This window comes from Pandoraea sp. NPDC090278 (genome assembly GCF_044772185.1).
Classification (GTDB): Bacteria; Pseudomonadota; Gammaproteobacteria; order Burkholderiales; family Burkholderiaceae; genus Pandoraea.
This window is the reverse complement of sequence record NZ_JBIVYJ010000003.1, coordinates 594,558-608,684: the sequence shown is the minus strand read 5'-3', so window position 1 is coordinate 608,684 and position 14,127 is coordinate 594,558. Positions and strand designations below refer to the sequence as shown.

The following is a 14,127-nucleotide window of genomic DNA, read 5'->3' as shown; positions in this document are numbered from 1 at the left end:
GCGTGCCAAGGAAAGCGCCAAAGCGAGCGCCACGCGGTAAGGCATCGACATCACACAAAAACGCGGCCGAATGCCGAATTCGCGCCGCAATAACCAGCAGGGCGGAGGGAGACATATGAACATCGGCCACATCGGGTCCGGGGCAAAGCGCCCCCGGTCACACACTGCAACCCGCGCAATGCTCGCCACCGGCATGTTGCTCGGCATTCTCGGCATTGCTTGCACCACGGCACACGCGCAAGTCCAGCTTTACGGCGCGATCGACAACTACGTGAGCTACGACTCGGGTGGCAAGGGTGGTTCGACGCAAGTCGGCAGCGGCGCAGGTGCCACATCGCGTTTCGGGTTCACCGGCACGGAAGATCTTGGGGGCGGCCTGCAATCGGGCTTCCGGCTGGAGTCCGGCCTGAACACGGCCAACGGCACCCTGCAATCGACGAACACGATCTTCAACCGCGAAGCCAATCTCTGGCTCAGTTCGCACGAACTCGGCATGCTCAAGATCGGGCGGCAGTTTCCGACCATCTTCCCGCTGTCGGCACAGGTCGATCCCTTTGCGCTGACCAAGTTCTCCCTGCTGTCGAACATGGTGTATCAGACGTCGGACCTCGGTGGCGGTGCCGTCGGCATCGATTCGCGTGTGCCTAACGCCGTCAGTTACACCACGCCCGATTTCGGCGGCTTCACAGCGCAAGTGCTTTACGCGACGAGCACCGCGACACCCAGCGGCTCACCGCCTCACACCACCGGTGTCCTTGGTCAATACGACGATGGCCGTCTGTACGTCGGTGCCTCGTACAACCTGGTACGCAACGACTTCTCGCAAACCACCGACCACTACGGCGCGGGCATGTCCTACAAGCTCGGCGCGACGGTGCTCTCGTTTGCGTGGAACCGCATCGTGCCGCGTGAGGCGACGGGCCGGATCGTGAGCGCCTATCTGCTCGGCGCAACCATCCCGTTCGACGTCCACGTCATCAAGATCTCGCTGGTCGAGCGTCTGGTGGCCGGTGGCGGCAACCACGCGTTCGGCGCCTTGGGCGGCTACGAATACCTTCTGTCGAAACGCACGGCGCTGTACACGCGTGTGGGCTGGATCGACAACAACGGCGCATCGGCGCTCACGCTCGACAACGCACAAGCCGCAGCGGGCCGCGATGTCTTTGTGACCGCGCTCGGCATCACGCATCGCTTCTGATGCCTGCGCCACGCTGAATTCCTGCATCCCCGGAGATACCATGCCTCACGATTTTTCCCAGCCCACCATCACGCCCCTCACGTCGCTCATGCCGCCCGCTACGCCGGACGTGCCCGCCGACATTCTTCAATACGACGCCGACATGCGGGCCGTTCGTCACCAGATTCACGCGCACCCGGAACTGGCTTACGAGGAGTTTCAGACGAGCGATCTCGTCGCACGGATGCTTACCGAATGGGGCTTCATCGTGACGCGCGGGATCGGCGGCACGGGTCTGGTCGGTACGCTGAAAGTCGGCGACGGAGACCGCGCCATCGGCATTCGTGCCGACATGGACGCCCTGCCGATCCGCGAAGCCACCGGCAAGCCGTACGCCAGTGTGTACGAGGGCAAGATGCACGCCTGCGGTCACGACGGACACACAGCGACCTTGTTAGGTGCCGCGCGGCATCTCGCTGCGACCCGCAACTTCGACGGCACGGTGCACCTGATCTTTCAGCCCGCAGAAGAGGGACTGGCCGGTGCGCGCGCGATGATCGAAGACGGACTGTTCGAGCGCTTCCCGTGCGATGCCGTTTTCGCGTACCACAACATGCCGGGCATGCCCGTCGGCATGTTCGGTTTTCGTGCAGGTCCGGCCACGGCGTCGTCCGACACGGTGAAGCTCAAGGTTCACGGGCACGGTGCGCATGGCTCCACGCCGCACGAAGCCGTCGATCCGGTCCTGTGCGCAGCGCACATCGTGTTGGCGTTGCAGTCGATCGTGTCGCGCAACGTCGACCCGCGCCGCATGGCCGTGATCACGGTGGGTGCGATTCACGGTGGCGACGCGCCCAACGTCATCCCCGACACGGTCGACCTGGCGCTGTCGGTACGCGCCCAGCATCCGCAAGTGCGGACGCAGTTGCGCGAACGCATCGTCGATGTCGTCAATGCACAGGCTGAGGTTTTCGGCGCGCGCGTAGACGTCGATTACCAATGGCGTTACCCGGTCCTCGTCAACGACGACGACATGACCGAGCTGGCTCGGCAGGTGGCGCTCGACTGGCTGGGGCCGCAGGCGGTGGTCGACAATTTCGAGCCGCTCACGGCGAGCGAGGACTTTTCATTCATGCTGCAGGAGTGCCCCGGCAGCTTTCTGATCATCGGCAATGGCGACGGCGCGGGTGGTTGCATGGCGCACAACCCGCATTACGATTTCAACGACGCACTGCTGCCGATCGGTGCGACATACTGGACGCGTCTGGTCGAGCGTTTTCTCAGCATCGGAGGTAACGCGTAATGTCGGGACTCAGAACCACCCCCAGCAGCGCTGCGGCGACAGACGGCACCGTCCGGCCGGTGTCGCTCAGGAAGAAAATCGCCGCCATTACCATCGGTAATGGACTCGAATTCTTCGACTTCGCGATTTACACGTATTTCGCGACCATCCTCGGCAAACTGTTTTTCCCCTCCGCGTCGCCGTTTGCACAACTGCTGCTCTCGCTTGCGACGTTCGGGGTGGGCTTCGTCGTGCGTCCGATCGGCGGCATTGTGATCGGGACGTATGCCGATCGCCACGGCCGTAAGGCGGCCATGACACTCACGCTCTGGCTCATGGCCGCAGGCTCGGTGGTATTCGTCGTGGCCCCGACCTATGCGCAGATCGGCATCGCCGCACCGATTCTGCTGATCTTCGGCCGTCTCGTGCAGGGCTTTGCCGTCGGTGGCGAAGTCGGGGCGTCGACGTCGATGCTGCTCGAATATTCGAACCCAAACAATCGCGGACTTTTTGCCAGTTGGCAGGCGTTCAGTCAGGCGCTTTCCACGTTGCTCGGCTCGTTGGTCGGACTCGCGCTGACTGCCGTGCTGACCAGCGAGCAACTGATGTCCTGGGGCTGGCGGGTGCCGTTCCTGATCGGCATGGCGCTGATCCCGGTGGGCACGTATATCCGTCGTCATCTGGACGAGACGCATGAAGCCAATCTCGCCAAACGACCGACACGCAGTCCTGTCGTCGAGCTGCTGACGACGCATCGCCGTGCCGTCGTGCTGGGCATCCTCATGACGGCGGGCGCGACATCGTCCAACTACATCTCGCTGCACTACCTGACGAACTATGGTGTCGGCGTCCTCAAGCTCTCACTGACCAGCGGACTGCTGGCGTCGTTCGTGGCGGGCGGGCTGCAATTGGGACTGGCGGCGATAGCGGGTATGGCAAGCGATCGATGGGGACGTAAGCGAGTCGTCACGATTGCGCGCGTCGTGCTGCTCGTCGCGATTGTCCCGGCATTCATGTGGCTGACGGCGGCACCGGATACGGGGCGTCTGCTGGTGGTGGCCGCGGTGCTGACAATCCCGACGGTATTCATTTCCGTGACGACCATCACGATGATCACCGAGGTCTTTCCTCGCGCGACCCGGGCCACCGGGCTGGCCATCGTCTACGGTGTGGGGGTGTCGGTCTTCGGTGGCTTCGCGCAGTTCATCGCTACGTGGCTCATTGGCGTGACCGGCTCCAAGCTGGCACCGGCCGGATACGTGATCGCGGTCAGTCTGGTCTCTTTGATCGCGGCACTGATGGCGCGCGAAATGGCGGGCAAACCGCTCGATTGAGTTAGCGCGACCGACGCGCATACGTCGATACGCGCCGGGCGGCTCCCCCTTGCCGCCCGGTGCCGGATCGGCTTGCTTCCGATCAGACTTCTTCCGCCCAGACCTTCGCCGCACGCACCGCGCGCTGCCAACCGGCGACCGCGCGTGTAACCTCGTCCTCGGACAACTTGCGCGAAAAGCGCCGCTGCAATTGCCATTGACGCTGCAACGTGTCGATGTCCGGCCAAAATCCCACCGCGAGTCCCGCCAGGTACGCCGCACCCGCTGCTGTCGTCTCGATCACCTTGGGACGAACGACGTCTGCGCCGAGCAAATCGGCCTGCCATTGCATCAGCAGATCGTTGGCCGCAGCCCCCCCGTCCACACGCAATTCCGAGACATGCAGACCGGCGTCGGCTTCCATCGCGCGCAGCACGTCGAGCGTCTGGAACGCGATGCTGTCCAGCGCGGCACGCGCCACATGAGCGGCAGTCGTGCCCCGCGTCGCGCCGAATAGCGTGCCGCGTGCGCGCGGCTGCCAGTGCGGTGCGCCGAGTCCGGCGAACGCGGGCACGAGCACGACGCCGTCGGCATCGGGCACGCTGGTGGCGAGCGCTTCGACATCGCGCGAGTGACGGATGATGCCCAGCCCGTCGCGCAGCCACTGCACCACCGCGCCGCCGATGAAAATACTGCCCTCCAACGCGTAGTCCACCCGATTACCGATTTTCCAGGCGACCGTCGTCAGCAGGTTATGGCTCGACGCCTGCGGCTTGTCGCCGGTGTTCATCACCATGAAGCAGCCGGTGCCGTAGGTGTTCTTCACCATACCTGGCGACAGACACATCTGCCCGAACAGCGCCGCCTGCTGATCGCCCGCGATGCCCGCAATCGGCACGGGTGCGGAGAACAGCGGTGTGGCCGTGTGCCCATAGACTTCGCTTGACGAACGGACTTCGGGCAGCATGCTGCGCGGCACGTCGAGCAACGCCAGCAGTTCGTCGTCCCATTCGAGCGAGTGGATGTTGAAGAGCATCGTGCGCGACGCATTCGACACGTCGGTCACATGCAGCTTGCCGCCGGTCAGATGCCACACGAGCCAGCTATCGACGGTGCCGAACGCGAGATGCCCCGCGTCGGCCGCTTCGCGCGCACCGTCGACGTTATCGAGAATCCAGCGGATCTTGGTGCCGGAGAAGTACGAATCGATGCGAAGACCGGTGCGTTGCGCGACCATCGCTTCGTTGCCCTGCGCGCGCAAACCGTCGCAGAAGTCGGCCGTGCGGCGATCTTGCCAGACGATGGCGTTGTACACCGGCTCGCCCGTGCGACGGTCCCACACGACGGTCGTCTCGCGCTGATTCGTGATGCCGATGGCCGCGATGTCGCTGCCACCGACGCCCGCGTGCGTGAGCGCTTCGGCGGCGACGCCCGCCTGAGTCGACCAGATTTCACGGGGATCGTGCTCGACCCAGCCCGGATGCGGGTAGATCTGACGGAATTCCTTCTGTGCGGTCGCGACGACATGACCGTCGCGATCGAACAATAGCGCTCGCGAACTGGTCGTGCCCTGATCGAACGCGAGGATGTAGGCGCCTCCTGCCATTGCATTCGTCTCCTTGATACAGCTTATTTTTTGACCTGCTCTTGCGATATTGCGATGACTTCGTACGACGCTCAGGCAGCCATTTCCAGATGCTGAGCAAACCATTGCTCGACGCTGGCCGCCCCTTCTTTGCCGACGTGCAGACCGAGTTTGGTCCGTCGCCACAGGACGTCCTGCGCCGTGCGCGCCCACTCGTACTGCACCAGATAGCGCAATTCGGCTTCATAGAGATCGCCGCAAATGCGGGTGCCGAGGCCGTCGAGCGAGTTCGCGTCGCCGACCAGCACATGTGTGCGCGTGCCGTAGGTGCGCGCGTAGCGATGAGCCAGCGCCGACGGCAGCCAGGGCATCTGCGCGCGCAGTGAGGCCTCGAAGACGCCTGCGTCGGGCTCGGCCATATCGCCGCCCGGCAGCGGTGCGCCCGCCGTCCAGTCGCCATGCGTGAAGCCCAGCGCACCATGCAGATGTGACATCGCTTCTTCCGCCAGACGTCGGTACGTCGTGATCTTGCCGCCGAACACGGAGAGCAGCGGCGCACGCGTGCCGGGGGCGTCGAGTTCGAGCTTGTAATCGCGCGTGACCGCCGACGGGTTCGACACCTCTTCCTCCATCAGCGGACGCACGCCCGCATACGTCCACACCACGTCGGCGGGCACGATCGGCTTGGTGAAGTACTCGCTGGCGGACTTGCAGAGGTAAGCGATCTCGTCTTCATTGATCTCGACCTTCGCCGGGTCGCCGAGGTACTCCAGATCGGTCGTGCCGATCAGCGTGAAATCGCGCTCGTACGGAATGGCGAAGATGATGCGCTTGTCGGGGTTCTGGAAGATGTAGGCGTGGTCGTGATCGAACAGCTTGCGCGTCACGATGTGACTGCCCTTGACGTTGCGGATGCGATGCGTTGCCGGTTGACGCAGCACGTCGCCCAGCAGATGACCGACCCACGGTCCCGCTGCGTTGACGATGGCGCGCGCGCGCACAGTCTGGCGCTCGCCGGTGGTCGACTCCAATTGCGCCGTCCACGAGTGCTCGCCGCGCTCTGCGCCGACCAGACGCGTGCGCGTAAGGACAGTCGCGCCGCGCTCTGCGGCATCCTGTGCGTTGAGGACCACCAGTCGCGCGTCCTGTACCCAGCCGTCCGAGTAGACGAAACCGCGTTTGAGGTCCTGGCGCAACGGCGCGCCCGCCGGATGCTGACGCAGGTCGATGCCGCGCGAGCCGGGCAGAATTTCACGACGCGCCAGATGATCGTAAAGGAACAGCCCCGCGCGGATCATCCAGGCGGGACGCAGGTTCGGCATGTGCGGCATGACAAAGCGCAGCGGCCACATGATGTGAGGGGCCGCGCGCAGCAACACTTCGCGCTCTTGCAGCGCTTTGCGCACCAATCCGAATTCGTAGTACTCGAGATAGCGCAGACCACCGTGGATCAGCTTGGTGCTGGCCGACGACGTGTGCGACGCCAGATCGTCCTGCTCGACGAGCAACACGCGCAGACCGCGACCGGCAGCGTCACGCGCGATGCCGGTGCCATTGATGCCACCGCCCACGACCAGCAAATCGTAAGGGGCAGAAGTGGGGGCCGATGCCAAAGGGGTCGAGCCGTTGTCCGATGGCGTTTGAGCGGGTGTCTGCACGTCTTCACTCCCAGCGATGGGGGTCAAATCAGGGAAAGTTCGAAAATGTTCGCTTTGATGCGTCTAAATGTTCGTTTACGAACATCAGCATTCGAATTCTAACAGATCACGCGCCATGAGTTTCGAATTCGCACATTTCAATGGGCTGATGTGCGAATTCGCGCCAACGATCAATCCGCGACGTGAACCAGCGTGCCCGCCTCGGCAATCACGGCGTCCATGCTCGCAGGCACCGGACGATCGGTGAACAGCGCGTCGACCTGAGAGAGATGTCCCAGCCGCACCAGCGCCTGGCGTCCGAACTTGCTGTGATCGGCCGCCAGAAACACAGTGCGCGACTGCGCGATGATGGCCTCGGCCACACGCACTTCGCGGTAATCGAAGTCGCGCAGCGTGCCGTCGGCATCGATGGCGGAGATACCGACGATGCCGAAGTCGACCTTGAACTGGCGGATGAAATCGAGCGTGGCCTCGCCCGTCACCCCCTGATCCCGGGCGCGCACCACGCCGCCCGTGACGATGACTTCGGCGTCGGCATAGCCGCTCATCATGGCGGCCACATGCAGGTTGTTCGTAATGACGCGCAGCCCCCGGTGACGCGACAACGCGCGCGCCACGGCTTCCGTTGTGGTGCCCAGATTGATGAAGAGGGAGGCGTGATCGGGGATTTGCTCGGCGAGGCGCACCGCGATGCGGCGCTTTTCGTCGGCCAGTTGCGTCTGACGGGCGTCGTAAGCTTCGTTCTCAGCGCCGCCGGGCAGGCCGACACCGCCGTGATAACGACGCACCCATTTGCGCTCGGCGAGGAAATTGATGTCGCGCCGGATGGTTTGCGGCGTGACGTCGAAGCGTGCGGCGAGTTCGTCGACCGTGAGAAAGCCGTCGCGGCGCACTGCGTCGAAAAGCGACTGCTGACGCGGGTTCAGCGACGCCTGGCCAGCATCGCCAGCCGCAATCGGACCTTCGGAGACATCGACGGATTCGGCGGATTCGGTATGAGACATCGGCACGCACGCAGAGAAAAACCATCGCGCAGCCCGGCTGGCTGCGCGTTCGCCGTCATGATACCCCGTCGTTGTATGACACCACCGTGACCGGCGTGTGTCCGGTCACGCCCTCAAAGGCATTGGCGTACGGCGTCGGCGAGCGATTGCGGGCCGGTCGAGCCGAGATAGAGCGAGCCTTCGCTACCCGGCTTGCGCGGTGCGAGGTCGAGGATGGCGAGAATGCCGTCGTCGTTCGAGGAGAGTTCGAGGGTCTGGCCCACGCCCGCCTTCACACGTTGCAGACGCGCGTAAGGCAGTTGCTTCTTCCACAGCCGTGCCGTGCAGGCGCTCACGCGCGCGAATGCCTTCTTGGACGATCCCTGCCAGACGGCGCCGTTACCCCGCGCGTCGTCGATGGTGTCGCGGTAGGCGGGCAAGGTCTCGACTTTGACGTTCTCGGGGGCCACATCGGCGACGCTGCCCACGGGCGGATCGTCATGCGCGGCGACCGGTGCGGTCTGTGCGCACCCGGCGAGCAGCGCAGCGAACGTCAGGCCCGCTGCGGCGAGCGCGCTTGCCACACGCCGCTTCGCCCCGCGCGCCGTGTCGGAATTCGTGTTGATGCCCCGGTCCATTGCCCCGCTCCACACATGCTGGTATCTGATCCCGGCGCGCGATGGTGCGGTGGCCAGAGGATGTCTTGATGCATCCGTGCGAAGCCATCGCGCGCGCCGTCTTGGTCTTGTTGGTCGACCCGTCGTCCCGAATACCGCCAAATCGCGATCTGCAAGACGACCGGCCCGGCACACACCCGCACATGTCCCGCGCTTCGATTGCGCGAGCCTTGTAGCCTATCGGGCGACGTACCGCCAGTTGGCGCTCATCTTACTCGCGTTATTCATAGCATGGCAATTCGCGCAATGCGCGCAGGCCCGAATCGCGTATATTGCTGGTTTCTGTCACACTCGCCGCACCGCCTCGCGCCCCATCCGGCAGCGAGTCAGCGTGTGCTCTGCCACCGGTTTGCGGACAACTTACCGCCTCGCCGGAACGCCATAAGCGATAACAACAAGCGGACAGCGAGCACGCGTGACGCCAGCCAACCCGTTTCACTTTTTGCGACTGTCCCGATTTCCATGTCCAGCAATGCGCAAGCCCCGATCATCGTCATCGCCCCCGATTCGTTCAAAGGTTCGCTGAGCGCGCCTGAAGTGGCGCAAGCCATCGCCGCAGGCATCGCCCGCGTGCTGCCTCAGGCCGATCTGCGCTTGCGCCCGATGGCCGACGGTGGCGAAGGAACGCTCGACGCCCTGCTCTCCGCAGGCGGGCGACGCGTGCCGTTGTCCGTGCGTGGTGCGGGCAAGGCGTCCGTGACGGCCGAGTACGGCGTGATGCCCGACGGCACCGGCGTGCTGGAAAGCGCCAACGTGGTGAGCATTACCGACCCGGTCGGCATGCAGACGCCGGTGGCCGAGCGCTCGACCGTCGGCCTTGGCGAGCTGCTGCGTGCCCTGCTCGACACCGGTGCGCGCCGCGTGCTGATCGGTCTGGGCGGCAGCAGCACGAACGATGGCGGCGCAGGTCTGCTCGTCGGGCTCGGCGCGCGTTTGCTCGACGAAGCCGGTGAAGAAGTGCAACCGGTCCCGGCAGCGCTGCATCGCGTGGCGTCGATCGATCTGAACGGGCTTGACGCACGTCTGAAGGATTGCGAACTGGTGGCCATGTCGGACGTCAACAATCCGCTGAACGGTCAGCAAGGTGCAACGGCCATTTTCGGCCCGCAGAAAGGTGTGAGCGAAGCGCAGGTCGAACCGCTCGACCGCGCCATCGCCCACTTCGCCGGGCACGCACATCGCGCGTTCAACGCCAGCGAAGCCGCGAGCCGCACAGGCGCAGGCGCGGCGGGCGGTCTTGGCTTCGCACTGCATCTGCTGGGCGCGCAGTTCCGCTCGGGCGCTGAAGTGGTGGCCGAGCGCGTAGGACTTCCACAAGCGGTGGAAGGCGCCGACTGGCTGATCACCGGCGAAGGCCGCAGCGACGGTCAAACGCTCTCGGGCAAGACCCCCATGATCGCCGCACAGGTCGCCATCAAGGCCGGTGCAACGGCGTCGCTGCTCTCAGGGGCCATCGACCGCACGGCGCTGGAGAGTCTGTCGCGCGTCTTCTCGGGCTGCTTCTCGCTGACGTTCGGTCCGACCACGCTGGAGAAAGCCATTGCCGACGCCGCCGGTCTGCTGACCGATAGCGCCGAACAAATGGCCCGGCTGCGTTACACGCACAAGGGTTAAGCGCAACGATCAGGCAATCCGCGCCCGTAGACGTGGCGCGGCAAAGTCGAGAAATGCACGCAGCTTCAGGGGCAACGGCGTTTGCCCCTTGTGTACCAGATTGACGGGAAGCGGGGTGGCTTCGAAGTCGTCCAGCACCACCCGCAGCGCATCGTCGCGCACGGCTTGCGCCACCTGATACGACAACACCCGCACGAAGCCCACACCGAGCACCGCCGCCGAGATCGCCGCTTCGGCGGTATTCACCGCGAGCCGCGAGCGAATCGGCACCGACTGCCCGGTTCGCCCCTCGCCGAACTCCCACGCACGACGCGACGCCAGCACCTCGAACGTAATGCACGCCTGAGCGGCGAGGTCCTGTGGCTTCTTCGGTTCGCCATGCGCCGCCAGATAGTTCGGACTGGCACAGACAACGCGTCGCACAGTGCCGATGCGCGACGCCACCATCGAGCTATCCGGCAAGTGACCGATGCGCAGTGCCACGTCCGCCTGCTCGTCCATCAGATGCACCACGCGGTCGGTCAGCAGGAGACTGACGTCGATCTCCGGATACTGCGCGAGGAATTCCGCCACGACCGGCAGCACGTGCAGACGACCGAAGACGACGGGCGCGGTCAGCACCAGTTCGCCTTTTGGCGTTGCATATTCGCCCGTCGCCGTACGCTCCGCTTCGCCGATCTCTTCGAGAATTCTGCGACACGATGCCACGTACGCACTCCCGGCTTCGGTCAGCGACAACTGACGCGTCGTGCGATGCAGCAGCCGCGTTTTCAGATGCGCTTCCAGCTCCCCGACTTTACGGCTGACAGTCGCCAGCGGCATGCCGAGGCCGCGTGCGGCCGCCGACAAACTCCCCGCATCGACCACCGCGATCAGGATCGACATGGATTCGAGTCGATTCATGGACCCTACCAAATTTTGGAAAGATGATTCCTGATCTTGATGAATTCTCTACGTGGATGCAACCACGTAATGTCGAGACCTGAGCGGGATGAGGCGTGGTCGTCGCTAGTCAAAGACCCCAACGGCCTCTCCCGCACCGGTCATCGTCATCTCAGGAGAGCATCGTGCGTCCGCCCAATTCCCCCACCGCCCCTTCCAACACTACCGCCCCGCCACAAGCGGCACAGGAAATCGCCTCGCGCAGCAAGATCGTGATGATGGGGGTGATTGCCGGTGCGGTCGTCACCAACATTTACTGCACGCAGCCGATCCTGCCGTTGATTGCTGCGGACATGCGCGTCGATCTCGGGACGGTGGATCTCGTCGCGGCGGCCGCGTTGCTTGGCTTCTCCGCCGGACTCGCGTTGTTGCTGCCGCTGGGCGACCGGTACGACCGTCGCAAACTTGTGCTCGTACAAATTGCGCTGGCCTTCTGCTTCGCACTGGCCGCGACATTTGCCCCGGGCATCTGGGCGTTGATCGGCGCATCGTTCGGTCTGGGCATCGTGTGCTGTGTGCCGCAGCAACTGGTGCCGTTCGCCGCCGTCATGTCAGAGCCGAGTCAGCGCGGCCGGGCGGTCGGCACCGTCGTGAGCGGCATCATGATCGGGATTCTGCTCGGACGAACGATTGCGGGCATTGTCGGCGAAGGCTTCGGATGGCGCACCGTCTACGGCGTGGAAGCGGTCTTCATGATCCCGGTATGGATCGCTGCCGCGATGTTGTTGCCGAAGGGTCGTCCCAGCACGGACCTCTCGTATGGCCGTCTGTTGGCGTCACTGTGGCCGCTCGCTCGCGACCATCGCCCCCTGCGCGAGTCGATGACGATTCAAGCGCTGCTCTGGGCGTGCTTCAACGCGTTCTGGGTCAATCTCGCCGCCCTGCTTGCCGATGGCCCGTGGCATCTCGGCAGCGCGTGGGCGGGCGCGTTCGGCATCATTGGCGCGGCCGGTGCGTTCGCTGCGTCGTTCGGCGGACGCGCCACCGACAAGCTGGGGCCTCGCGGTGTGGTCGGCGTGAGCATCGGGATCGTCACGCTCAGCTACGTGCTGCTCGGGGGCGCGAACCTCTCGCTGGCGTGGCTCGTGATCGGGGTGATCGTGCTCGACATCGGTGTGCAGGCAGGTCTTGTGTCCAACCAGACGCGCGCTTTCGCGGTCGACCCGAAGGCACAGGGGCGAATCAATAGCCTCTATATGACGGCAACGTTCTTTGGCGGCGCAGTGGGCGCGACGGTGAGTGGATGGCTGATGGCGCGGTTCGGATGGACAGGCGTCGTGAGCTTGGGCATCACGCTCGGTGTGTTGGCCTTAACGCTTCACTGGCTGGGTGGCGTTCGCCGCATCGGTGGCGTGGCGGATAGCGAAGCTTCAGCGCAGTGAGATGAACTGATCAGGCGGTTTGATACATGGCGTGGCGCTTGCCACGCCGCGCTCACACCATCAAGTCCACAAACTGATGGACGGGCATGGTTTCGAGCCGTTGCTGATCCAGCACCACGTCGAGAATGCGCGCCTGCGCTCGTGCAGCGAACCGTCGTGCCAGATTCGTTTTGAACTTCTCTACCAGCAACGGGATGCCTTCGTCGCGACGTCGTCGATGCCCGATCGGGTACTCCACAAGCACTTCGTCGATCACCGTGCCGTCGTTCAGCGTGACGGTCAGGCCGTTGGCAATCGAGCGTTTGTCGGGATCGTGATAGTCGCGCGTGAATTGCGGATCTTCCTCACATACGATGCGCGCGCGCAATGCATCGATACGCGGGTCGGCCGCCACATCGTCTTCGTAGTCGGCCGCCGTCAACCGTCCGAACAGCAGCGGCACGGCCACCATGTACTGGATGCAGTGATCGCGGTCTGCCGGATTGGCGAGCGGCCCTTGCTTGTCGATGATGCGAATCGCGGCCGCATGCGTGCGAATCTTCACCGACTTGATGTCCTGCGCGCTATGCCCCATCGCCAGCAACTGTCGATGCAAGGTCATCGCCGCCTCCGCTGCCGTCTGCGCGTGGAACTCGGCCGGAAACGAGATCTTGAACAGCACGTTCTCCATCACGTATGACCCGTAAGGCCGCTGGAACGCGAACGGCTTGCCCTTGAACAGCACGTCGTAAAAGCCCCACGTCTTTGCCGTGAGCGCGGACGGATACCCCATCTCACCGGTACGCGCCATGAGCGCGAGACGCACGGCACGGCTCGTCGCATCGCCTGCCGCCCACGACTTTCGGCTGCCGGTATTCGGTGCGTGACGATACGTGCGCAGGCTCTGCCCGTCGACGAACGCCAGCGAGAGTGCTGCGATCAGCTCGTCGCGCGACAGGCCCAGCATTTCGCCGACAACCGCCGTCGACGCCACCTTGACCAGCACCACGTGATCGAGCCCGACCTGATTGAACGAGTTCTCCAGCGCGAGACATCCCTGAATCTCGTGCGCCTTGATCATCGCCGCGAGGACATGCCGCATCGTCAGCGGCGGCTGCCCTTGCGCCACGGCCGTGCGCGAGAGCCAGTCGGCTGTCATCAGAATGCCACCGAGGTTATCCGACGGATGTCCCCACTCGGCCGCCAGCCACGTGTCGTTGAAGTCGAGCCAGCGAATCATCGCGCCCAGACTGAACGCGGCCTGCACGGGGTCGAGCTGATACGGTGTACCGGGTACCTTTGCGCCGTTGGGCACGACGGTGCCCGGCACAATGGGGCCCAGCAGTTTGGTACACGCGGGATAGGAGAGCGCTTCGAAACCGCACCCAAGCGTGTCGATGAGACAGTTGCGTGCGGTGTCGAAGGCGAGATCGCTGCGGATCTCGTAGGTCAGGACGTAGTCGGCAATGTCCGTCAGGACTTTGTCGGGCGAGGGACGCACATTCGCAACGTTCGAAGCACCTGCGGACATTGAC

11 protein-coding genes are annotated in these 14,127 nt (G+C 64.3%); 5 read left to right on the top strand and 6 right to left on the bottom strand.

Annotated elements, in window-relative coordinates; genetic code table 11:
- The first annotated feature begins 178 nt into the window (after positions 1-178).
- From ACIQWO_RS15000 to ACIQWO_RS14990, 3 genes are all read left to right on the top strand, one after another.
- Complete coding sequence (locus ACIQWO_RS15000; RefSeq protein WP_402825264.1) at positions 179-1,198, top strand: porin; 1,020 nt, start codon at positions 179-181, stop codon at positions 1,196-1,198.
- An 88-nt stretch (positions 1,199-1,286) separates the two neighbouring features.
- On the top strand, positions 1,287-2,480 hold the full coding sequence (locus tag ACIQWO_RS14995) for a M20 aminoacylase family protein (protein WP_402825405.1): 1,194 nt from the start codon (positions 1,287-1,289) through the stop codon (positions 2,478-2,480).
- Positions 2,480-3,793 (top strand): MFS transporter, encoded by a 1,314-nt coding sequence (locus ACIQWO_RS14990; RefSeq protein ID WP_402825261.1) that lies wholly within the window; start codon positions 2,480-2,482, stop codon positions 3,791-3,793. The genes ACIQWO_RS14995 and ACIQWO_RS14990 overlap by 1 nt, the downstream gene beginning before the upstream one ends.
- Before the next feature lie 82 nt (positions 3,794-3,875).
- Here the strand turns inward: ACIQWO_RS14990 and glpK are convergent, their stop codons facing one another.
- The 4 genes from glpK to ACIQWO_RS14970 all read right to left on the bottom strand — a co-directional run bounded on the left by glpK (position 3,876) and on the right by ACIQWO_RS14970 (position 8,636).
- Complete coding sequence (gene glpK / locus ACIQWO_RS14985; protein ID WP_402825258.1) at positions 3,876-5,378, bottom strand: glycerol kinase GlpK; 1,503 nt, start codon at positions 5,376-5,378, stop codon at positions 3,876-3,878.
- Between the two features lie 71 nt (positions 5,379-5,449).
- Positions 5,450-6,970 carry a glycerol-3-phosphate dehydrogenase gene (gene glpD, locus ACIQWO_RS14980; RefSeq protein WP_402825402.1) on the bottom strand — a complete coding sequence of 507 codons (1,521 nt, stop codon included), beginning with the start codon at positions 6,968-6,970 and terminating at the stop codon, positions 5,450-5,452.
- Between the two features lie 215 nt (positions 6,971-7,185).
- Positions 7,186-8,019 carry a DeoR/GlpR family DNA-binding transcription regulator gene (locus ACIQWO_RS14975; RefSeq protein WP_402825255.1) on the bottom strand — a complete coding sequence of 278 codons (834 nt, stop codon included), beginning with the start codon at positions 8,017-8,019 and terminating at the stop codon, positions 7,186-7,188.
- A gap of 113 nt (positions 8,020-8,132) precedes the next feature.
- A complete protein-coding gene (locus ACIQWO_RS14970) occupies positions 8,133-8,636 on the bottom strand; it encodes a hypothetical protein (RefSeq protein WP_402825252.1) in 504 nt (167 codons plus the stop codon).
- A 501-nt stretch (positions 8,637-9,137) separates the two neighbouring features.
- Between ACIQWO_RS14970 and ACIQWO_RS14965 the strand changes: the two genes are divergently transcribed.
- Complete coding sequence (locus tag ACIQWO_RS14965; RefSeq protein ID WP_402825249.1) at positions 9,138-10,289, top strand: glycerate kinase; 1,152 nt, start codon at positions 9,138-9,140, stop codon at positions 10,287-10,289.
- 9 nt (positions 10,290-10,298) lie between these two features.
- Here ACIQWO_RS14965 and ACIQWO_RS14960 read toward each other — a convergent pair whose 3' ends face one another.
- Positions 10,299-11,192, bottom strand: coding sequence for a LysR family transcriptional regulator (locus ACIQWO_RS14960; RefSeq protein WP_402825246.1), 894 nt, complete (start codon positions 11,190-11,192; stop codon positions 10,299-10,301).
- 164 nt (positions 11,193-11,356) lie between these two features.
- Here ACIQWO_RS14960 and ACIQWO_RS14955 point away from each other — a divergent pair, with 164 nt between their 5' ends.
- Entirely contained in the window at positions 11,357-12,613 is a 1,257-nt protein-coding gene (locus ACIQWO_RS14955) for an MFS transporter (protein WP_402825243.1), read from the top strand.
- Positions 12,614-12,665: 52 nt separating this feature from the next.
- On the opposite strand, the gene ACIQWO_RS14950 is transcribed toward ACIQWO_RS14955, so the two are convergent.
- Positions 12,666-14,123 carry a bifunctional 2-methylcitrate dehydratase/aconitate hydratase gene (locus tag ACIQWO_RS14950; protein ID WP_402825240.1) on the bottom strand — a complete coding sequence of 486 codons (1,458 nt, stop codon included), beginning with the start codon at positions 14,121-14,123 and terminating at the stop codon, positions 12,666-12,668.
- Positions 14,124-14,127: the final 4 nt, after the last annotated feature.